The sequence below is a fragment of the Candidatus Tisiphia endosymbiont of Dioctria linearis genome, from assembly GCF_964026545.1.
In the GTDB taxonomy this organism is placed as follows: domain Bacteria; phylum Pseudomonadota; class Alphaproteobacteria; order Rickettsiales; family Rickettsiaceae; genus Tisiphia.
Genome location: NZ_OZ032156.1, coordinates 833,699 through 857,032, shown reverse-complemented (window position 1 = coordinate 857,032; position 23,334 = coordinate 833,699). Strand labels below are relative to the sequence as shown.

The 23,334-nt window shown below is 32.1% G+C and carries 19 protein-coding genes and 1 tRNA gene; 6 read left to right on the top strand and 14 right to left on the bottom strand.

What is annotated here, in order from left to right; all coding sequences use genetic code 11:
- Positions 1-48: 48 nt before the first annotated feature.
- From AAGD42_RS04160 to AAGD42_RS04115, 10 genes are all read right to left on the bottom strand, one after another.
- Complete coding sequence (locus AAGD42_RS04160; RefSeq protein WP_341750814.1) at positions 49-714, bottom strand: ABC transporter ATP-binding protein; 666 nt, start codon at positions 712-714, stop codon at positions 49-51.
- A complete protein-coding gene (locus tag AAGD42_RS04155) occupies positions 707-1,954 on the bottom strand; it encodes a lipoprotein-releasing ABC transporter permease subunit (protein WP_341753350.1) in 1,248 nt (415 codons plus the stop codon). Before AAGD42_RS04155 ends, AAGD42_RS04160 begins: the two co-directional genes overlap by 8 nt.
- A gap of 2 nt (positions 1,955-1,956) precedes the next feature.
- Complete coding sequence (locus tag AAGD42_RS04150) at positions 1,957-3,129, bottom strand: MFS transporter (RefSeq protein WP_341753349.1); 1,173 nt, start codon at positions 3,127-3,129, stop codon at positions 1,957-1,959.
- 237 nt (positions 3,130-3,366) lie between these two features.
- The gene (locus AAGD42_RS04145; RefSeq protein ID WP_341760710.1) at positions 3,367-3,558 is read right to left on the bottom strand and encodes a hypothetical protein; all 192 of its coding nucleotides are present in this window, start codon (positions 3,556-3,558) and stop codon (positions 3,367-3,369) included.
- 142 nt (positions 3,559-3,700) lie between these two features.
- Positions 3,701-5,446, bottom strand: coding sequence for an ABC transporter ATP-binding protein (locus AAGD42_RS04140; RefSeq protein WP_341753348.1), 1,746 nt, complete (start codon positions 5,444-5,446; stop codon positions 3,701-3,703).
- 26 nt (positions 5,447-5,472) lie between these two features.
- A tRNA-Thr gene (locus tag AAGD42_RS04135) sits at positions 5,473-5,547 on the bottom strand.
- A 317-nt stretch (positions 5,548-5,864) separates the two neighbouring features.
- Positions 5,865-6,200, bottom strand: coding sequence for a 30S ribosomal protein S16 (gene rpsP, locus AAGD42_RS04130; protein WP_341753347.1), 336 nt, complete (start codon positions 6,198-6,200; stop codon positions 5,865-5,867).
- Positions 6,201-6,217: 17 nt separating this feature from the next.
- Positions 6,218-6,388: a 50S ribosomal protein L33 gene (rpmG, locus tag AAGD42_RS04125; protein WP_094649033.1), complete on the bottom strand. Its 171-nt coding sequence runs from the start codon at positions 6,386-6,388 to the stop codon at positions 6,218-6,220.
- 173 nt (positions 6,389-6,561) lie between these two features.
- A complete protein-coding gene (locus AAGD42_RS04120) occupies positions 6,562-7,290 on the bottom strand; it encodes a hypothetical protein (RefSeq protein ID WP_341753346.1) in 729 nt (242 codons plus the stop codon).
- A 67-nt stretch (positions 7,291-7,357) separates the two neighbouring features.
- Positions 7,358-7,600: a hypothetical protein gene (locus tag AAGD42_RS04115; protein WP_341753345.1), complete on the bottom strand. Its 243-nt coding sequence runs from the start codon at positions 7,598-7,600 to the stop codon at positions 7,358-7,360.
- 403 nt (positions 7,601-8,003) lie between these two features.
- On the opposite strand from AAGD42_RS04115, the gene AAGD42_RS04110 reads away from it, so the two are divergent.
- A complete protein-coding gene (locus AAGD42_RS04110; RefSeq protein WP_341753344.1) occupies positions 8,004-9,890 on the top strand; it encodes a DUF3857 domain-containing protein in 1,887 nt (628 codons plus the stop codon).
- Between the two features lie 197 nt (positions 9,891-10,087).
- On the opposite strand, the gene dksA is transcribed toward AAGD42_RS04110, so the two are convergent.
- From dksA to mnmE, 3 genes are all read right to left on the bottom strand, one after another.
- Complete coding sequence (gene dksA, locus AAGD42_RS04105) at positions 10,088-10,507, bottom strand: RNA polymerase-binding protein DksA (protein WP_094649386.1); 420 nt, start codon at positions 10,505-10,507, stop codon at positions 10,088-10,090.
- A 64-nt stretch (positions 10,508-10,571) separates the two neighbouring features.
- Positions 10,572-11,516 (bottom strand): tyrosine recombinase XerC, encoded by a 945-nt coding sequence (locus tag AAGD42_RS04100; RefSeq protein WP_341753343.1) that lies wholly within the window; start codon positions 11,514-11,516, stop codon positions 10,572-10,574.
- A 3-nt stretch (positions 11,517-11,519) separates the two neighbouring features.
- On the bottom strand, positions 11,520-12,878 hold the full coding sequence (mnmE, locus tag AAGD42_RS04095) for a tRNA uridine-5-carboxymethylaminomethyl(34) synthesis GTPase MnmE (RefSeq protein ID WP_341753342.1): 1,359 nt from the start codon (positions 12,876-12,878) through the stop codon (positions 11,520-11,522).
- 363 nt (positions 12,879-13,241) lie between these two features.
- Between mnmE and AAGD42_RS04090 the strand changes: the two genes are divergently transcribed.
- The 5 genes from AAGD42_RS04090 to AAGD42_RS04065 all read left to right on the top strand — a co-directional run bounded on the left by AAGD42_RS04090 (position 13,242) and on the right by AAGD42_RS04065 (position 21,674).
- Entirely contained in the window at positions 13,242-18,227 is a 4,986-nt protein-coding gene (locus tag AAGD42_RS04090; protein WP_341753341.1) for an NAD-glutamate dehydrogenase, read from the top strand.
- 6 nt (positions 18,228-18,233) lie between these two features.
- The gene (locus AAGD42_RS04085; protein WP_250312000.1) at positions 18,234-18,587 is read left to right on the top strand and encodes a helix-turn-helix domain-containing protein; all 354 of its coding nucleotides are present in this window, start codon (positions 18,234-18,236) and stop codon (positions 18,585-18,587) included.
- Positions 18,584-18,793: a hypothetical protein gene (locus AAGD42_RS04080; protein ID WP_341753340.1), complete on the top strand. Its 210-nt coding sequence runs from the start codon at positions 18,584-18,586 to the stop codon at positions 18,791-18,793. Before AAGD42_RS04085 ends, AAGD42_RS04080 begins: the two co-directional genes overlap by 4 nt.
- Positions 18,794-18,798: 5 nt before the next feature.
- Positions 18,799-19,116: a cell division protein ZapA gene (locus AAGD42_RS04075; protein WP_094649410.1), complete on the top strand. Its 318-nt coding sequence runs from the start codon at positions 18,799-18,801 to the stop codon at positions 19,114-19,116.
- Positions 19,117-19,448: 332 nt separating this feature from the next.
- A complete protein-coding gene (locus AAGD42_RS04065; protein WP_341753339.1) occupies positions 19,449-21,674 on the top strand; it encodes a DNA translocase FtsK in 2,226 nt (741 codons plus the stop codon).
- Positions 21,675-21,870: 196 nt separating this feature from the next.
- Here AAGD42_RS04065 and AAGD42_RS04060 read toward each other — a convergent pair whose 3' ends face one another.
- The gene (locus AAGD42_RS04060; RefSeq protein ID WP_341753338.1) at positions 21,871-23,199 is read right to left on the bottom strand and encodes a DUF2748 family protein; all 1,329 of its coding nucleotides are present in this window, start codon (positions 23,197-23,199) and stop codon (positions 21,871-21,873) included.
- Positions 23,200-23,334: the final 135 nt, after the last annotated feature.

The window sequence follows — 23,334 nt, the reverse complement described above, 5'->3', positions numbered from 1 at the left end:
TTAGCTAATAGACACCAGTTTACTATGGATAAATACTCATCAGGTTAGCTATAACAATTCACCATATTTTAATTGATATACCCTATGCATTTTACTTGCCATTTCATGATTATGAGTTACCACAATAATAGAAGTATTCTTTTGATTGACAGTTTTGAGCAATAAGTTAAAAACCTCGTTAGCTGTATTAGGATCTAGATTACCGGTAGGTTCATCAGCTAAAATAATTTGAGGATTATTAATTAAACTACGGGCAATAGCTACTCTTTGTTGTTCGCCACCAGATAACTCACCCGGCATGTTATGTATTTTATTAGCCAGTCCTAACTCTACTAATAACTCTTCTGCTTCCCTAAAAGCTGATTTATGATTATTACCAATAATTAATTTTGGCATTGCTACATTCTCTAAGGCAGTAAAATCTTTGAGTAAATGATGTCGTTGATAGATAAAACCTATATTATGCAATCTTATTATATGAGCATAATTCTGGGAATAATTTATTGAATTTATTTCTACCACACCACTATTCGGGGTATCAAGTAAACCAGCTATATGCAGTAAAGTTGACTTACCACTACCAGAAGAACCTATTATTGCAACTAATTCCCCTTGCATTACAGTTAAGTTAACATTACTTAATACTTCAACAATAGATTTTCCCTGCTGATATTTTTTAGAAATATTTTTTAATGTTAATACAGCTTTATTCATAACGAAGGGCATCCACAGGATTCAATTTAGCAGCTTTATATGCCGGATAAATTGTTGCACAAAAACATAAAACTATAGAAATACTTGCCACTAATGTTATATCTTCCATTTTTACCTTCGATGGTAGACTATATAAATAATAAATTGCTGCTTCAAAAATTTTAGTACCAGTTATTTTTTCCAAAATATTTTTAATAGACTGAATATTATAAGCAAAGCTTGTACCCAATATTATACCTAAAACAGTACCTGGCACACCGATAAACATGCCGTTACAAATAAAAATAAGCATAATCTGCCTAGTACTTGCACCAATAGTACGCAGTACTGCAATATCTGAGGTTTTGTCTTTAACCAACATAAACAAGCTAGAAACGATGTTAAAGGCTGCTACCATAATAATTAAGGAAAGAATAGTAAACATTGCTACTCTTTCAACAGCTAAAGCATTTAGAAACTGTAAATGCGATTTTTGCCAACTTATCACTCGTAATTTTGAGCCTAAAATATTTTGTATCTCCCAAGCAAAAACTCCCGCGTTACTCGGTTCTATTGTTATTACCTCGATTAGATTAATAACTTCACCAAAAGACAAGAAATTTTGTGCGGCAATAAGCGGCATTAAAATAGTTGCTGCATCATAATCATACGCTCCGCTAGTGAAAGTAGCCACAACCATGAACTCTTTAGATCTAGGCATACTACCAAAGGCAGTAGAAATTGAATTAGGAGAAATTAATTTTATTTTGTCTCCTGCTTGAATTCCTAGGTTATAAGCAAGTTCATTACCAATTGCCACCACATCTTTACCAGAAAAATCAGTAAAATCTCCGGTATTAACATTTTGTAAAATCTGATTTTTATATTTGAGTTCACTTAAATCTATACCTTTAATTACCGCACCACTATTTGCTCTGTTACCTAGTGCTAGAGCTTGACCCACAACGCTTGGAGAAATATGTTTTATATAATTCTTACTAAGTAACTTTTTGTTAATTTCATCATAATTTGCTATAGAACGTGATACTGGGGTTATGCTAATGTCGCCATTAAGCCCAATAATGTTTTTAGTTAATTCATAATGAAAACCGTTCATAACGGACATGACCACGATCAATGCAGCAACGCCAATGGTTACACCGATCAAAGAAAAACCAGAAATAATAGAAACAAATCTCTCATTCTTCTTGGCTCTAAAATATCGAACTGCTACTTTTAGAATAAAATTATTTTTTATCATTATTATAATTCAGATTTATTAAAAATCTTATCTTCTTGCAATAGTTTATAACAGAAAATCAATGCTATAACTATAGTGATGCACATAACAATTGCTAATGACGTAAAATTACCCTGATAAAAATAGCTAGCCAATTGCAAACATATTGTTGTAATAATCAATCTTCCTGAGATAAATATAGCATTAAACCTGGCTTTAGCATTTGGTATGCTATCTAAGGCAAGAGGGAATAATATATTACAAGGAAATATGCCACCAATTGCCACTAATTGTACTACTATTGTTATTGTTAATGGATCATTAGTTTTAAGTATAACCAAAATTATAGCAGCAATTATAAAAGCTACCAGTGCTGCAATACTAAAGAAAAAACATCTTTTCTGTCCAAACTTGTTTAATAAATACCCACTGCTAAAACTAAAAACTGAAAATATTGCCGCCAATGCTCCTTGATATAGACCAAATTGTTGAATAGGCACCCCTAAATCTCGCATATACAAGATAGGAGCAATACCAATAAACACCCAATAAGCTTGAAATAAAAAAATCAGGGTTATTAGATAATAGATAGCTTTTTTGGACTTAAAGACTACGCTATATTCTCTTAGGGATATTTTTACATTATCATTTGCCTGCCCTTTGGGAATAAATAATATGCCGATTATCAAACACAAGACTCCCAATATTAACAGTATAGCAAAATTACCTCGCCAACTAAGCAAAAAATTTACATAACTTCCTACTACCGGTGCACAAGCCATAGCTAAGGTAACAGTACCATTTAAAGTGCCCACCATTTGTTGTTGTTGTTCGACCGAATATATATCAGCAAGTACTAGATAGCAAAGCACCGCTACTCCAGATATACCAGCCCCTTGCAGGAATCTACCAAATAATATCATATAATAATCCATGGCAAACAGGCAAAATACACTGCCAATCACAAATATTACAAGACCTATAAGAATAATTACTCTTCTACCAAACCTATCTCCTAAATTTCCAACAATTAGAGCTGTGAAACAATGGGCTATAAGATTTATTCCTAGTAAAAATTCGACCTTAAAAGTAGAAATATTAAAGGCATCTTGTAAATCTGGAAAACTAGGGACAAATAAATCTACCTCAGCCCCAGCCAAAATTTCCATAATTATAATAGCAATAAACAAATTCATAAAACCACACTTTCGGATTAGAAAATGAATATATTATATTTGAAACATGTCTAATAGTTTTCAACTTATTTTGCGGGTCTGTTTCCACAGAAATAACAAGAATTCAGCTATAACTAAGGAATGCAACGGGAGAATAACAAGAAGACGAAATGTCCAGGAATGATACCACTTTTCACAGTGTCGAAAGAAAGAGCTGGTATAGAAAATATCCTATACCAGCCTGTAGAAGAAAAGAAATTATTTCTTTTCTTCTTTCTTGTCGTCTTTTTTCTTCGTGTTTGTTGTATCTTGGTCACCCGCAGTTTCTTCTTGTTGCTGATCCGTAGCAGTTGAATCTTTTTTATCAGAAGGCGAACTCGCAGCAAAAGCAGAAATAGAGAAAGCCAAAGTTAGAATAACAGTTAATAAATTTTTCATAGTAAACCTCATTTTTTGTACTGGTGATTCTAGCTTAAAATGTATAATATTCAAGTCAAATAATTGATAAAATTGCCTTCCGATATAAAAATAAATTATTAATATGATAACTATGTGTCATTTTAGTTAAAATATCTATTATTATAATGGTTCTTTACAAATTTATTGATTGTTCTTGGCAGATTATTTTATAGATTTCACTTTTTTCTAACAATTTAACATGAGTATCCCGTGCAATTAACGTTCCATGGTCAATTAATAAAATTTCATCAGCCTGTTCTATACTTGAAATACGATGGGCAATCGATAATATAGTTTTGCCTTTCATTATTTCTTGCAATTTACTCAGTAATTTTTGTTCATTTTCGCTATCTAAAGCACTCATTGCTTCATCTAAAAGTAAAATTTCTGGGTTATATAGAATTGCTCTACTGATAGCTATTCGTTGTTTTTGTCCTCCAGATAATCTAATACCCTTTTCACCAATTTCAGTATCTAGTCCTTCTTTAAGATTTTGGACAAAATCCATTATTCCTGTGCTATTAGCTGCTTCTATTATTTCTTCCCTACTCGCATCAGGTTTAGCAAAAGCAATATTTGACCTAATCGTACCAGAAAAAATACTTGAATCTTGTGGAACATAGGCAATCATACGTCTTATCTGATGGTCGTGAGTCTTTGATATATCTTGATCAGCAATTCTAATTATTCCTTTCTCAGGAAAATAAAATTTTAACATTAATTGCATAATAGTACTTTTACCAGCCCCCGATCTGCCAACTATGCCAATAAACTTACCTTTATCTATCTTAAATGACAGATCATCTATAACTAAATTGTCTAATCTTGATGGATAGACAAAACTTACATTATCAAACTCTATACTCAAAGAAGATTTATTATCTTGATAATCATCCATTGGAATATTTGTACGTTGATTGTTGGAAGTATAATCTATAAGAGCAAAAACCCTTTCCGAAGCTACAAGAGATGAGTGTACCTCACTTAAAAGCTCAAAAATACCTCCACTACTTATGCCAGCGATTATAGCATAATAAATAAATGATATCATTTGACCTGATGATAAATGACCCTGTGCTATATCTCTGCTACCTATCCATATAACTATAGTGATAGAGAATAATATAACTGAAATAGCCAAAGCAAAAAATACCGAACGGATTTTTAATCGACCTGCTGCATGTTGTAAATAATCAGAAATTTGCTTATTGAAAGCCGCTACTTTATTTGCCTGCTGATTAAAGGCTTGTATTGCACAAATATTTGATATGCTCTCTTCTAAATTAGCGGTAATATTAGCTTGTGATTGGAGAACATTTTTTGATAAATTTCGTACATATTTGCCAAATTTTATTAGTGGTAGCAATAATAATGGTATAGTAATAATGACAATCGCAGCGAGTTTAGGACTCTGGCAGAACATTAAGATAATTCCACCAATTAGCATTATTGAGTTACGAACAAAAAAAGAGAGAAAATTGACAATCAACTTATAAATAAGTTCTATATCTACACTCAGGCGGGAGATGATATCACCAATTTTGAGATCCTCAAAACAAACAATATCGAAATTAATTATGTTACTGTAAGCCTCTTGCCTAATTTGACTAACGATTTTTTCAGCAATATTATTAATGAAATAAGAACGGAAAAAACTACCCGTACTAAAAATTAATATTAAAATACTAATATATAATATTGATTGGTTGATTGATTGTAGATAATTTTCTTTCAAACCGCTATCGATTAACTGCCTAAAAGCTCCACCTATTGCTAGCAAAGAAATTGACACACATAATAATGCCAACATGACAATTGCAATATCTAATTTATAGAACTTTAAATAGTTGATAAATCTACAAGGAATTGTCTTATGCATTACAAACATAATTTTGTTATTTGCTGTGGTGCCGGATGTCGGATTTGAACTGACGACCTACCGCTTACAAGGCGGTTGCTCTACCACTGAGCTAATCCGGCAAATAAGAAAAAGCTCGTGTGATCTTTAATGTCATTGCAAGGAGATACTTTACAACACATCGTCATTGCGAGGAGGTGTAAACCTCCGAAGCAATCCATTTCTAATCACTTTTATAGATTGCCACGTCGCCGCTTTGCGGCTCCTCGCAATGACGTTTTTTAGACTTATAATTACTTCTTCAGCTTACGCCTTTTCGCAATGACGTATGTATCTATAACCGTCATTGCGAGACCATGTAATGGTCGAAGCAATCCATTTTTAAAACCTTTATGGATTGCTCGTCGGCTAACGCCTCCTCGCAATGACAGCATGTTATTTAAGCTTTTTTCAACTCTTTCTTAGGAGGCTTTATTTTACGATTATTAATTTTTATTTCCATTTTCTTTTTGATCGAGGCTGGGAGTGCTATACCTGCTTCTTCAATAAACCTCGCCACACGCTCTGTAGGTTGAGCACCAGTACTTAACCAATATTCTATACGATCAGACTTTAGAATTACACGATTTGCATCACCCTTGACAAGCATTGGGTTATAAGTACCTACCTTTTCCAAAAAGTCACCATCTCTAGGAGCTGTTGCATTTGCTACAACCACTCTATAATGGGGACGCTTTTTTGCTCCACCTCTTGCCAAACGAATTTTTGTTGCCATATATTCCTACTATTTCACTACTTAATCTTTTCTTCTTTAAAAGGAACGTGTTTCCTAACTACCGGATCATATTTTTTAAATGCTAACTTCTCAGTTTGGGTTTTAGGGTTGCGCTTCTTTACCAAAAAATACCCTGTACCAGCTGTACTAACAAGTCTTACCAAAACATTTTTATTTTTTTTAGCCACAACTAATCAAACCTTTTTGTATTATTTTTCTGTAGTATTTACAGATTTTCAGTCATAATATAAAGTAAGCCAACAAATAGTCAAGAGTAAAATAGCCTTCTTGGTTCGATTGTTTGTCATCCTAAATTTATTTCAGATATGAATTGTTATCAGAAAAAATGATTAAACTTATATCATCCATATATTTCCTTACATTTTTTATCAATATTATATTCTTCGCCTAATAAATATATAAGAAATATAATGCTAGTAGGTAATAGAATTTGAATTTGGAATATTGCTATATCATCCACAATAGAGTTTTTATCCATTTTAATAATGTCTTTTATATACTCAAAATGATCCTTTGTTAATATTACTACAGTTATAGTGAAACACATATAAGCTATAATCCATAATAACTGATTAGATGCCTTATAATATATCCATTTACGATCAAATGATTGCATGCATCTTTTTATTCTAGATTCAGCTTCTATAATAGAAAAAGGTATTACTATTAACATTGCTAATGTTATATAGAATATATTAATATTATCTGAATTTTTTGGATTAACTATTTCAAAAAATCTTATTACAAACAAAGCAATGGAAGATGGGAGTAGTATATAAACATAAACTAAAATTAAACTAGTTACATAAGCTTGTAAAAACTTATAGAATCTAGCAAAAGTCTGATTCATTGTACATAATATGTACACTACCATTAACACCCATGATGTTAATATTCCTAGCATGTATTGATATTCTATCTCGTTACCACCTTGCTTTATAATAGAGTTTCTTATATATGAAGTGAAATGTTGAAAAACAAGTGGCACCCTAATTACTAGTTCAATACTAATTATTACTACTACAACAAATATGAATAATAATATTACTATGTTTGTAATACTTTGCATTATAGGAGATTTATATATTATACATACAAATATATTAAGTAGAACAAAAAGTACAAGTGCTGTCATTTTATATTGATAAAGAAATAAGTGTACAAATATTACCAGTAAACTTATTATAGCTAAATATTGTCCAAACAGATCCTGATATAAAACTAGTTTTCTCTCTTAAATCTTTCAACCAAGAAAGAAACTTATATACTAAACCAGGTTTCCAACCACTAACATCATGTAATCCTATAATTGGCTGAATAGCTTTCTTAAGATTATCCACCTCTGCACATAAATTTGTTATTACATTTTCAATATTCATTTTCATTACTACTTATGTTGTGATAAAATATTATACAAAAGTGAAAATTATTAATATAAAATTTTTGATCTTGTGTACTAAATAAAAGAAATTCATACCAAGCATGAAGCAAATTCTAAGCCATTTACATACCCGTATATCTTTTTCTAACTATAAGTCATAGAGAATATGGCTTGTAGCTGAAGTTCAAATGGCTCTGGGGGTACACAGTTATATGTTTTTCTTGCTAAACTTTATGATTTTTGCTACTAAATAATAACTAAAAAATGAAAAAAATAAGCAATATCGCAAAAATAATGAAAATAACTATTAGTGGATCAAAAAAATCTGTTATATTTAGATATATCTAAAACATATTCGGGTTAGCTATACAACTAACAACTAATTTTTATAGGATTATATAATGAGTTATTTAAAATCTTTTCTTCACCTAATATTATTAGTATTTGTAATAAACCCTACCGCTCAAGCTAGGTGGAGTAGCTATGAAGATGCCCCTATTGAGTTTAAATTTTATAACGACGATATTAATATTAACCAAGATGGCACTTCTGAAACAATAACGGAAATGCATGCAAAAATACTAAAAGAATCAGGGCGTGATGCTTTTTCCCAATATCGCTTGACTTATAACGAATATAGTTCTCATATTTCTATATTAGAAGCTAAAACTATTTATCATGGACAAGAATATATAGTCACTAAAGATATGATTGAGGATAAACCACTAGCCTTTTTTGGTAAAGGTTTTGATCAATTAAGACAAATAACCATATCATTTCCTAAAGCAGAACTTGGAGCAGAAATATATTTAAAATATAAGTATGTTGAAACAAAAGTTCCTGTAGATAATTTTTATGGTACTAATTTATCTTACGGTATGGGCAGTTATTTTCATGCAAGTCATACTAAGATCAATTCTAAATTACCTCTAAACATTAAAGTAAATGATCCAAAAGGCGTATTAAAAGTTATTAAAGACGCTGAAAGTGATTTTCATTCGGCAGAAATTATCTTAGAAAAACCTGTTTACAATGCCCTAACAAATGAACCAGATAATGGTATATTAAATATTAAGCATACTACTTGGGTATCCTTGTCAAGTTTAACCAAATGGCAAGACTTGGCTAAACAACTTGCTCCTGGGTATTCTAGCGTAATTAACCAACCACTTCCTGCAATTTTCATGAATATAGCTGAATCTGCTGTAGACAAGAACACCGATGAAGAAAAAATTAATTTTGTCACTTCTGCATTAAATGAAAAAATCCAATATATGGGTGATTGGCGAACAGTATCAGGTCGTTACTTTCCTAGAGATTTAGAAAAAATAGCCAGTTCGCAAATTGGTGATTGTAAAGATTTTTCTGCAAGTACTGCTGCTATCTTGCAAAAACTTGATTATAAAGTTCAACCTATTTTTGTAATGCGAGGTATTACTAATTTTTCTAATCCAGATGCCTTACCTAACATGGGAAATTTTAATCATGCGATGCTTAAAGTAACTAACAAAAAAGGTAAAGTATATTGGATTGATCCAACAAATCTTGTTAGTATGGCACAAGGAATTTTCCCAGATATTGCTAATAAGATAGCATTGCTATTAGATACTCAAGAAGCCGATTATACAAAGATTACCAATATACAGCCTGAAAATTCACAAATTATATCATGCGAGGAATTAGTTATAAAAAATAATATTGTAGAACTGTCTGGTCAGTTTGATCTGAAGGGAGAAGCAGCATCAGGCATGAGTGGTTGGGGATTATATTATTCAACTGAACAGTTAAAGGATTTTACTTTCCGTAGGTTGAGTGGAGAATATCTTAATGAAGAAGACAAAAAATTCTTAGAATTACCTGATCTTACTTCTCGTATTGTTAAAGATCTTACAATCAAATATGCATTACAGCAAAGAAATAGAATTTCTAAAACAAATATGGGGGTTGCTTTAACTTCAAAGTCTAGTAGATCGGATGATATCATCCATACAGCTTCTGATCAAATATCAGACATCTTTATAGGTATGCCTGAAACTAACAAGAAATATATGACTATCAAAAATATTATAGTTAAAGATTGTAAAAAATTAAACTTTGAGATTGATACTCCCTGGATATATGTGAATAGATCATGTAAATATCAGGATAAAGATACTGTATTCACAGATATAATAACCATAAAAAAGAGCTTGATTACCCAGGAAGAATTAAAAACTTCTCAGTATAAAAATCTTAAAACTAAGTTAGAAAATGAATTTGCTCGAGTTGCGATAATATTAGGTGAGTAACTAGGCTCTGTGAACAAAATTTAAAGTATAAGATGTCATTGCGAGAAGCCGCTTTGCGGCGATGCGGCAATCCAAAAAATGACCATGAATGAATGCTTCTTGGCTTAAGTTTTCTTGCTAATAGACGTCTTGTACTTTAACTTATAAATCTATTCAATAATGTAATAATAAAGTCACATCAATGTGAGAGAACATCACTATAAATCTATATGCTGCTTTTCATAGCTTTCATGTCGCTCTTGCGATTCAATACACAAAGTTGCAACGGGTCTTGCTTCTAAACGTTTTAAACCAATTGGTTCTCCAGTTTCTTCGCAATAGCCATATTCATTTTTTTCTATCCTTACCAAAGCCTCTTCTATTTTATCAATAAGCTTACGATACCTATCTCTTGTTCGTAACTCTAGTGCCGTATCCGTTTCAATTGATGCCCGATCATTAAAATCTGGCTCATTCCAATTTTCTTCCTTGAGATGGTTTAAGGTCTCCCGCGATTCTTCCAACAAAGAACGTTTCCACTCAAGAAGTTTTTGTCTAAAATATTCTAACTGTTTAGGGTTCATATATTCTTCATCGTTAGAAGGCTTATATCCTTCCAGTAAGGTAATTCTAGACATATAGGTTTCTCAATATTAAAAGTATGGATAATATAACGTATAACTAAAAATTATGGCAAGAAGATTATAATATTTTGCTATCAGATTTTGATATTGGGTGGGCATTATTATAAATATTCTCCAAATGTTTTAGACTAACCTTAGTATAACGCTGGGTAGTTGATAAGCTTTTATGCCCAAGTAATTCCTGAATAGACCTTAATTCTGCTCCATTTTCAAGTAAGTGTGTCGCAAAACTATGCCTAAAGGAATGAGCTGATAAATGCTCCGGTAAACCATAGAAGCGACGTAATCGTATCAATTCACGATTAAACACTGGAGCTTGTAATTTTTTACCCAACTTACCTAGAAATATTGGATCTTTTTCACCGATACTATAAGGTAATTTATTTAAATATTGTTCTATAAAATCTTTAGCTATTGGCGTCCATGGTATTATCCTCTCCTTTTTACCCTTTCCTGTTATTTTTATAAACTCTAAGTCTTGTAGATGAGATTTAGTTATCGATAATGCCTCAGATATTCTAAGCCCAGCAGCATAAATAAGCACTAATAGGGCTTTATTTCTCAATTCAATCCATTCTAAATCAGTAAAATTATCAATATGTTCAATAGATAATTGAGCGTCATCCTGCGATAAAGATTTAGGTAATATTTTAGCTTTCTTAGGACTTTTGATGGAAAAAATGGCATGGCAAGTAATATTAGTGGTCTTTTCTAGATATTTATAAAAATTCTTGATCGCCGACAATCCTCTAGAATTAGAAGCTGCTAGGTAATTATCTTGCTGCCTTTTAGAAAGCCAGCTCCGTACTAGCCTTATATCAACTTGCCTTAGAGAATTAATGGTTATGATTTCCGAGTTATAATGATTTAGGAAATTTAGGAAATTTTCTAAATCATTTTTATAAGAAATTATCGTATGTTCCGAACAGTTTCTTTGTAATTTCAGATATTTATGCCATTTATCTATCAGCTCTAATATTCCTTGTTGTTTTTTTTGAATCATCGATTATTTACCTATACAAAAATTACTAAATATTTCCCCTAACACTTCTTCAACGCTAATCTTACCAGTAACATTACTCAAACTTCTAATAGCCATTCTAACATCTTCTGTAGCTAACACTAAGTCATTTTCACCATTAAAATTCTCATTATTGAATTTTTTTAAATATTCCAAGGCTTTTTCTATAAATGCTCGTTGACGTTGTCTAGTAATATGCGGGGTTTCAGTTAAACCAGCTATATTACGAGCAATATTTTCAATTTCCTTTAACAGACTATCCATCCCAATATTATCTTTTATAGAAATCTTTAAATAATTTTTCTTTAATTTATTGCTATACATATCTATTTGACACTTATCATCTAGCAGATCAATTTTATTAATCAATATTATTGTATTGTCATCAATTAAATTATCCAATGAGGGTGAGTTGCTTAATTTTACCGCATCAAGCATAACTATTTTGATATCAGCCATTCTTGCTGATTCAATTGCCCGTTTGATGCCTTCTAATTCTATTAAATCATTACTATCCCTTATGCCAGCTGTATCTTGTAATATAATTGGATATCCTCCAATATCTAGATGTCCCTCAATTATGTCACGAGTTGTCCCCTCAATATTTGAAACAATGGCAACATCTCTTTGCATCAAAAAATTAAGTAAGCTAGATTTACCAACATTAGGAGCTCCTAAAATGGTTAATTTAATGCCTGTTCGAAGTAATTCCCCCCGTCTATTATCGTCAAGATGTTTTATTATAGCATATTTAAGTTCACCACTAAGAGTCATAACCCTATTTAATATTTCTTGCGGAATATCTTCATCGGGGAAATCAATATAAGCTTCTAGTAAACCAATAATAGTCAGTAAAGTTTGTCTCCACCCATTATAAAGTGTTTCAAGTTCTCCTCCAACTTGCTTAACCGCCTGCCTATGTTGCCAAACAGTTTCAGCTTCAATTAAATCGGCAATACCTTCTGCCGCAGTTAAATCAAATTTACCATTTAAAAACGCCCTACGGGTAAATTCCCCAGGCTCTGCCATTCTTAAACCTTCGATGGTTAACAATGTTTCAGTTAGCATGGCAGCAATTGCTATACTGCCATGAGTATATATTTCTACTACATCTTCTCCAGTAAAGCTAGCTGGAGCTTGGAAGTATGCTACAATTGCTTCATCAATTAATTCTTGATTCTTAGGGTTGATAAGTTTTTTACAGTACATGACCCTAGGAATAAACGTGGCATTATCATTTTTAATTAGGTGTTTTAATGCAACCAAGCTTTTAGAACCAGAAATACGAAATACTGCAACACCAGCTTTTCCTGGTTTAGAGCTTTGAGCAAAAATAGTTTCCATGATGGTGCGAGCCTCTTGCTAAGTAATTTATTTTAATTATAATACATTAAATAGCTTAGTCTGGGATAAGAATTATGCTAATCTAAATAAGTTTTTGAGAGTACAGGCATTATTGTGAAGAGAACGAGGATATCTATAAATTGTCATTCTCGTGTAGGATGTCATCCCTGCGAAAGCAGGGATCTAAAAAGCTTGAAGTATTATAGATTCCCGCCTACGCGGGAATGACAGGGAGAAGCGAGAATGGCAAAAAACAGGATTGCCACGCTCACATACGTTCGTTCGCTAATAGGCGGAGTAATACTAATGGGGTTAGCTATATAATGCTTAATCTTTGAAACAATAATAAAGTTTGGTAACAATATGACAATAGAAAAAGTTACAATAAATAGGGTTGCAGAGAGAGTGTCTTTATCTTTAAGTAGACTTACTTGTCAAGTGCCTAATTATAAATCAGAAATTTTATCATTAAGTAAGGTAAAAAGTGGAGAACCACTTTTTAATAAATTTATACAAAAATTTTTAGTTTATATTCCTGTAGATTATAGGTTTAGAGATAGACAAGAATTATTTGGCGAGTTTGCTTATAGTGCTTTTCAGTTCTTTAAAGAAAAGCAACCTAGTAAAAGGAAATTGCAGATTGTCAGTACGATAATTGAAAATAATCCTGCTATTAATATTTTGTTATTGAACGAAAATAAATCATTCATAGTTGATTCGATTATTTGTTTGTTAACAACTCTCAACTTGAAAGCTAAATTTTTACTCCATCCTGTTATAGCTTGCGTAAGAAACAATGATGGTCATTTACAAGAAATATTGGATGTAAAGCAAGATAGTGACGAATCTTTAGTACATATAACTATTTTAGGAAATTTTGATCAGAGCGATATCAATTCTTTAGAAAATTCTTTAAATAAAACTTTAGATCAGGTCGATACTACTCATAATGTGTGGTCTAAATTATTGAACAGAGTAACAACGATTTCAAATGAGATTCAAAATAATCAACAATTACACAATAACTATTTAGATTATAATGAGTCTATAGATTTCTTAAATTGGCTAAAGGATGATAATTTTACTTTTTTAGGTATGATTAACTTTGATCTAATTTCCAAAGATTTTTCCTCAGAGGAGGGTGTCCAGAAAATATGGCAAGGACAAGATACTAAAAATGAAGTTATTGATATTATTGAACGCTCAGCAAGCCCATTACATAACAATAAATTAGTCATTTTAGGTAAAATTAATACCCTATCAAGTGTACATAGAAATAACTTAGTAGATTATATTTTAATCAAGAAGATCGATCGGGATAAAAAGTATCTTTCAGGTAGCATAATTTTTGGTTTATATAGTTCTGCAATATATTACCAGCTAATTACCGATATTCCTATATTGAGACAAAAGCTACAATTCGTTCTAGATAAATCTGCCTTTCCGACTGATGGATATAATACCAAAAAGCTTAAAAGTATAGTTCAATCTCTACCGAAAGAAGCTTTGATACAGATTGATGAAGGTGATCTATACTGTATGTGCTTACATGTACTTTCAGGTATGATGAGTAGAAAACTAAAATTATTTATTCAACAAGATTGGTCTGGTTCTTTTATTAATATCATAATATTCTTATCAAGAGATCGTTTAACACCAGAAGTACATAGTGCCATAAATTGTTATTTATCCGATACACTTAATGGGGTAATACTATCAGATTATATGGCAGAAGTGGCAGAAAATTTTTCATATTTATTTGTTACGTTAGAGGTGCAGAATAAAAATAGCCTTAATTTTGAAGTTGAAATAATAGAGCAAGAATTAGATAAACTTTCCACTCGTTGGAGTGAAGATTTTTATCATAAATTATGTAAAAATTTTGGTGAATATCAGGGAGGAGTAAATTTTAAACTTTTTGATCCAATTTTTCCTATTGATTATAGAGAGAAATTTAATGGGCAAACAACTTTAATAGATATTGAGTATCTAAAAGAGGCAAGTATTTATCACAAGCCTATATTTAATTTAATTACTATAAATAATAGTGAATTCCAGCTAAAAATTTACAGTCCTGCTCCCAAATTAGCTCTTTCCGACCTACTACCATCTATAGAAAATTTGGGATTCAAGGCTATAGATGAACAAAGCTTTGCTATAAAAGGAACAGAAGATATTAGACTTCCTGCAAAAGTCGCTTATGCTGAGGGATTTGAAGGAGACTTGGCACGCAGAACCGCAGCGTACTTAAAGGTACGTGAGGATTCGAGTACCGAATCGACGTACAAATCACCAGCAGAAGTAGAGTTTTGCGGGAAGTCTATTAAAGAGAGTTGGATATATGAGTTTACTCTCGAACCATTAATAACTATTGAAGGCAATATTGATTTGCTTAAAGCCAATGTAGAAGAGGCTTTAGATAAAATATCTCTCGGACTTTTAGATAATGATTCTTTAAGCAAATTAATAGTGTTATCAGGATTTAATTGGTGGCAAGTTAAGTTAGTCAAATCATTAACTAGATATTTACATCAAACAGGCTTTATCTATGGTAAGGGTTATGTTCAACTGACCTTAATAAAGCATTTTCTATATACTAAAATGCTAGTTGATTTGTTTGATGCTAAATTTAATCCGGCAAACTCTTCAGATGAACGTACAAAAACTATAAAAGACAGTATCCTTAGCTATCTTAATAAAATCACTAGTAGTAGTGAGGATAAGGTTTTAAGGCATATGTTTGGTACTATTGAAGCTATTGTTAGAACTAATTGCTATCAATCTAGTTCTAATTTACAGAATGGAGACAACAAACATAATATAGTTTGTAAAAATTATTTTTCTTTTAAATTTGATTCAAAAAAAGTTCCTAATTTACCTTTGCCAGTGCCATTTGCTGAAATATTTGTTTATGCTAATGATTTTGAAGCTATTCATTTACGAGGTGGCAAAGTATCTCGTGGTGGTATTAGATGGTCTGATAGAGGAGAGGATTATAGAATAGAAGTATTAGGGCTAATGAAAGCACAAAGTACCAAAAATTCGGTCATTGTGCCTTTTGACGGCTCAAAAGGTGGGTTTTTCGTTAATTTCACTGATGATAATATGACTCGTCAAGAATATATGGCAAGAGTTATAGAATGTTATAAGAATTTTCTCCGTGGTTTACTTGATATCACTGATAATATAGTTAATGGCAAAATTATCCAACCGCAAAACACTATTATCTATGATCAGGAAGATCCATATTTAGTAGTTGCAGCAGATAAAGGTACAGCAACGTTCTCAGATCATGCGAATAGTATATCTGCTGAATATAATTTTTGGTTAGGCGATGCTTTTGCTTCCGGGGGATCAGCCGGTTATGACCATAAGAAAATGGCTATTACTTCAAAAGGAGCGTGGATTTCTGTAGCAAGTCATTTTTATGCTATGGGTATTGATGTGCAAAAAGACCCTATTACCGTTGTTGGTATTGGTGATATGTCTGGAGACGTTTTTGGTAATGGTATGCTTAGGTCTAATGCAGTAAAACTTGTTGCGACATTTAATCATAAACATATATTTATTGATCCACAACCTGATCCGATTATTAGTTTTAATGAACGTATGAGATTGTTTGAGTTACCTACATCAAATTGGTCTGACTATAATCAACAGTTAATTTCAAAAGGTGGAGGGGTTTTTGAGCGAAGTAGTAAATCTATTTTGTTATCGGCAGAAGCTAAATTATTGCTAAAGATAGATGTTGACCAACTAACCCCAGAACAGCTGATTAGAACTATTTTACAAGCAGAAGTTGATTTGATATGGAATGGTGGTATAGGAACCTATATAAAAGCTTCGACAGAAAGTCACCTAGATATAGGCGATAAGGCAAATGATAATCTGAGAGTCAATGGTAAAGATATTAGAGCTAAAGTAATAGGGGAAGGTGGAAATATTGGCGTATCGCAACAAGGTAGAATAGAATATAGCAAGCTCGGTGGACAGATAAATACTGATTTTATTGATAATTCAGCTGGTGTTGATTGTTCAGATCATGAAGTAAATATAAAAATCGCTCTTAATCAAGCTATGGTTTCTAAAAAAATCAGTTTAGAAGAACGTAATAAACTACTGTTTACTATGACCAAACAAGTTGAAGAGTTGATATTAGTTGATAATTATAAGCAGAATCAAGCGATTAATATCATGCAATTATCTCGTATTTCGACTATCGAAATATTTAGCCAATTTATTGATACTTTAGAAGAAGAAAAATTAATTGATCGAACTGTTGAGTTCTTACCAACTAGGGAAGAGTTAAATAGAAGGGCTCTTAATAATGAAAGTATAACTCGTCCTGAGCTTTGTGTATTACTTTCTTATAGTAAACGCTCAGTCTATCATGATTTAATAACAGCAACATTCTCAAAAGATAAATATTTTGAGTCTTATCTGATTAATTACTTTCCAGCACTAATGCAAGAGAAATTTCGTGAAGAAATTTTATCTCATCCACTTAAGCATGAAATTATTCGAACCGTTGTAACAAATAAAATTATTAATCAGTTAGGTGGTCCATCACTTAATCTTATAAAACGTGACACTGGTGCTGCTCTTTGTGATATAGTTCGTTCATATACCATTATTTGTGAAATTTTTGATTTAGATAATTTATGGACTATAGTGGAATCTCTAAGTGCTATAGAGTATAAAGTTAAAATTGACATGTTTACTGAACTTGCTAAAATTATGCGTAGAGGTATCTCATGGTTTTTAAAGCATATAAAACATCCTATCAATATTAGTGATACCATTGATGAATTTTATGAACCATCTAGAATGCTTAGCAAAGTGGTGAGTAAATTTCTCTTAGGAGAAGCTAAAAATAAATTCGATGATAAAGTTAAGCAATATGCTTTGTTGGGAGTGAAAGATGAGATAGCTCAAAGGGTCGCGACTCTCGATAGCTTAGTGTCAGTTTTTGACATAATCTATATTGCAAAAAGAACCCAGGCTACAAATAATGATGTTGCTAGTTTATATTTTGCTACTGGTAGCAAATTTAGTATTGATTGGCTTCGTAAATCTTGTGATAAACAGCTAAATGATTCTTATTGGAATAGATTATCAACGCAATCATTGAAAGATGACTTGTATGATAAACAAAGACAATTATTAACTAAAATAATTAACAAATCCAAAGTAAATATTGATTTAGATTTATGGATTGATAATAATATAGATTCTGCGTCTATTTTCCTAGATTTTGTCAAAGCAATTAGATTGCAGGAAAATATTGACTTAAATATTTTAATTTTAGCAAATAAGAAGTTTGAAACCTTTTTGCGTAAACTTGAGTAGCGTGTTATGTCGTCATCCCTAAAACAAGCAAGAATAGAGTCTGGCAAAACTCTTGAAGAGATATCTGATTATTTGAAAATTAGAAAGCAATATTTAGAGGCTCTTGAAGAAGGAGACCTAAATTCAATGCCAGCGGAAGTTTATGTGAAAGGTTATCTTAAGTTATATTCAAATTATTTAGGGATAGTTTTGGATACAGGTGAGGAAGATGAGCAGGAACTCCCTAAAGATATTGACTTCAAAAATAGGGCTGGTTCAATGGCATCTGATTATAAATGGAAAAAACAGCTCATTATAATTTCTATTTTAACATTAATAATAATTCCAATAATTTTTCACTTAATATTACCATATGAATGACAATAAATACTGATTTGTTACTTAAATTAATGCAAGAAGTGGATCAAGGGATTGAAGGTCTTTTGTCGGATATTGCGGAGCAGCATCAAGAAATTAATAGACTGAAAGATGAAAATAAACATCTCAAGGATAATTATACAAAAATACTTGAACAAATAGCTGTATATATTGCTGAACTGGAAGAAATAAAACACAAAAATACATAACATAGATGTCTATAGTAACAATAATACTAGGTAGCAAAACTTTCCAACTAGCATGTAGTGATGGATCGGAAGAAGAATTGTGCAATCTTGCAGCCAAGTTAAATGAAAATATTACCCAGATAAAAAAGGCTAGCCCATCAGCATCATTTGAACTATTATTAGTTATGTCTGCCTTAAGTTTACAGGAACAAGTACAAAATTTGACTAATAAAATTGCTAAAATCGATGGTGATAAAATACCTTGTGAAGAAGAAAAATTTGCAGAAACGTTAAGTACTATAGCAGGATATTTAGAAGAACTTGCACGAAAGATTGGAAAGTGATATTATCATAAAATACTTGGAATATTTACTTAAAAAACACTCTGTATAGTCAATTCAGGAGAATTTGGGGCTAGGAACGATGGAGCGACGCCTATAAGTAATAGGCGAGCGACGAGTGACAACGTCCCCAACTTCTCATCAATTGACTATAAAACAGAAGAGCTACTTGGTTCGTGAGCTTAACGTATTGCCCCGGGACTATAATTTTTACTATTAGGAAACATTCCTGTCTGAGTCTATTATGCAGATATATGGATTCCATTTATATATACTAGGTTCTTTGAGGATATTAGGCAACGACCAAAGTGGTTCATTTTTTTTAGGCAATTTTTGTGTTATACTACATCAACAGGATTCTTACTAATAATAGAGTGCGGTCTGCTCTATTAATGTTGGTAGGCTGCTTTACTACTTTATTACTAGTAACTTATAATCCAGACGATCCTTCCTTTAATTCTGTGACAGCCAAATATCCAAGCAATTTATTAGGTTATTTTGGTTGTTATTTGGCGGATATTTTTTACCAATTTTTTGGTATAGCGTCGTTTATTTTACCCATTTGTTGTTTTTTTTGGTCTTTGAGTGTGTGGCGTTTAGAGAAAAAATGGGTTACCATCCGGATAATGGTGATGCTGCTTTCAATTATATCATTATCGATAGTCTGCACTAAGATAAAAATTGATTATTTACCGGCTGGTGCCGGCGGAACAGTCGGTACTATTATTTACCCACTAGTCAAACAATTAGATGCTAGAGCCGATTATGCTTTAATTATTGTCACGTTTATTTTATTATTTTTACTGGCAGAGATAAAATTTTCAGCTTTTTGGAATGCTATAATTAAATTACTCAAACTAGTACCTTATAAAAAAATTATATTCTTACCTACAATATCAACAAATAGCAACTCAACTAAACCAGTTTTGATAAAAAGGGCTCCTTTTATTAATCAAGAAGAAGCTTCATATGCTGACAAAATGGATGTATCCTCAGGGAAAAATAATGATCCACAATCTCATTATTTAAAGAAACAATCTGCATCAAGAAAAGAAAATGACCAATTACCAGACTTACCACCTATCGAATTATTAAAGCAAGCTGATAGCCAAAATATAAAAGTGGAAACTTTATCAGAATTACAACATAATGCCCAAATATTGCTGACTGTTCTTAATGATTTTGGTGTTAAAGGTCAGGTCATTAATATTAATCAAGGTCCGGTTGTCATCTTATATGAATTTGAACCAGCTGCCGGTACTAAATCTTCTAGGATTATAGGTTTATCAGACGATATTGCCAGATCATTATCTGCAATATCAACTAGAATAGCTGTAATACCGGGTAGAAACGTTTTAGGTATTGAATTACCAAATAAACAACGAGCTTTCTTTTGTCTAAGAGAATTAATTGAAACACCAGAATATCAAGATAATAGCATTATGCTACCATTGATTTTAGGTAAAGATTTAGCTGGCAAGCCTTTTGTTGCAGACTTAGCAAAAATGCCCCATTTATTAGTTGCAGGTACGACTGGTTCAGGTAAATCAGTGGCAATTAATGCGATGATAATTTCCCTACTTTACCGTTATACCCCAGAAGAATGTCGGTTAATAATGATCGATCCTAAAATGCTTGAATTATCAACCTATGATGGCATACCACATCTCCTAACCCCAGTGGTTACCGAACCAAACAAAGCGGTAGTAGCCCTTAAATGGGCAGTAAAAGAGATGGAAAATCGTTATAGAGCAATGTCAAATATTGGGGTAAGAAATATAGCTGGTTATAATGCTAAAATTTTGGAAGCTGCATCAAGCGGTAAAATATTAGAGCGTTCTATCCAAACAGGATTTGATTCAGAAACCGGCAAGCCTATTTATGAAACAATTGAAATGAATATGGAGAAATTACCGTTCATTGTAGTAATTGTTGATGAAATGGCTGATTTAATGCTGGTAGCTGGCAAGGATATCGAATTATCGATACAACGTCTTGCTCAAATGGCAAGAGCTGCAGGTATTCATATTATCATGGCAACTCAGAGACCTTCTGTTGATGTTATTACTGGGGTAATTAAAGCTAATTTTCCAAGTCGTATCAGTTTTAAAGTAACTTCTAAGATTGATAGTAGAACTATTCTTGGTGAACAAGGCTCTGAGCAGTTACTCGGTATGGGAGACATGCTTTATATGGGTAATTCGTCAAAGATTACCAGGGTTCATGGTCCATTTGTTGATGATAAAGAGGTAGAGAAAGTAACCGAATATTTAAGAGCAACAGGAACTCCTGAATATCTTTCAGCAGTGACTCAACAATTAGATGATGATGAAGTAAATGTCGAAAGTTCTGGAGATGATTCAACTAATGACGAAACTCTATATAAAAGAGCGGTACAAATAGTACAATTAGAACGAAAAGTATCAATTAGCTATATACAAAGATGTTTACGAATTGGTTATAATCGAGCTGCTACTCTTGTGGAGAAAATGGAACAAAATGGTGTAATATCCCCTCCTAACCACACTGGTAAAAGAGAAATATTATTGCCAGAAAGTTAGTGAGTGTTCACGGTTTTTTTGCTATTTTCTTATGATAATAAAAAATCTGCTCGCCAAACGTCTATTAGCGAGGAGCTGCTTTGCAGCGACGCGGCAATCCAAAAAACTAACCAAAAATAGATTGCTTCGTCGCTACTAAAGTAGCTCCTCGCAATGACGTTTTGTACTTTAACTTTTTTTTTGTGAAAGCTCACCATTATATTTCCCTGATTTGTTTAAATACTAACTTTTTTTCTCTAAATATGTTTATTTTATGAAAAAAATTCGCTATAGATCGTGGCTTTGACATATCGCGTTTGTAGCTTTGTTTAGTCATTGATCCATAATTAGAAATTAAAGATGGTATAACTTCATAGTAATATACTTTATATAATCCTTTCATTGTTTCCATAGTTGTTAAATATCCCCATTTCATAACCTGTTGAGGTACTCTGGCTAGAGCTTCGATACAGGCAATTGTTTCTTCGACTTCAGGGTTACTATTTTTATAAACATCTGCGACTGGTGCTAAATTAAATTTCATATCTTCAATCATAGCTCTAATCATTAGCCCCATATATTGTTCTTTTGCGAATCTATTAATAAAGAGTAGTTTTCTTCTATTAACGGAAAATAAAAATTTCTGTCTATAGATCAATGCAAATAATCTTACCCAATAAACCCTTATGCCATGAACCTTGTTCTTATTATAAAATTCTACCTTCTCTTCATAATTAATCATTTGCCTCATCCCCATCGAGAGAAGATTAGCTAATAATTTATTACAATTAGTAATATCATCCTTCCTCGCCTGTTTTACATGAGGCGTTGCTTTTGTTCCAGAGAAATTTGCTGAATGACGACTTATTTGACGACCACTCGCATCTCTTTTAATATCGGCAAAATGCCCAAGCTCTTGTCCAGCTATAACTTGTAATCTAGCAACCGCTGCCCATCCATCACCATAAGTTGGATGAGTTTTATCATTTTCAGCAAATGGATTGCCACCGCAAGATACAAAGACTGCAACATTCTTACCGTCAGTACTTTGCATACCACTATTGGAACCAGAACGCTGCCAATCAACTATATCCATCATATCGCCAATATTATGGGAGTAAGTAATAAATACTTGAACCTGATCATGCAGTAACCACCTAATAACTATAGGATGAGCTGACTGAACAAAAATCCTTGTTAATCTTTCAGTAACTAATGGGTTAACTGGCTGCAATTTTTGAATTTGTTTTTTCAAATCTGTATAAATCGATGCCAATTTTTTATCGGATATAGAAGATTTATATAAAGACCTAAATAACTGATTAGTTTGTTCAATTAAATTTGGTTCTGTTATTTCCTCTTTACTTACCATCAAACTAATATTGAATTTTGGATCAGAGAACCTTGCAAAATTGCAGCTATTATCGGTATCTATTCTAAGTTTACCTGATTTGATTAATTGCTGAGCTAATTGTTCATATTCTATCTGCATATCTTCAGGATAGATAGCAGGAACCTTATCAAGTATATGATAAATTGAACTCATAATAGTACCAAATATATTACTATATAGCTAACACGGAAAGGTTTTAACCACAGTGTCATTGCGAGGAGACGCTAAAAGCGGCGACGCGGCAATCCAGAAAAGTGAATAGAAATGGATTGCTTCGTCGACCTTAGG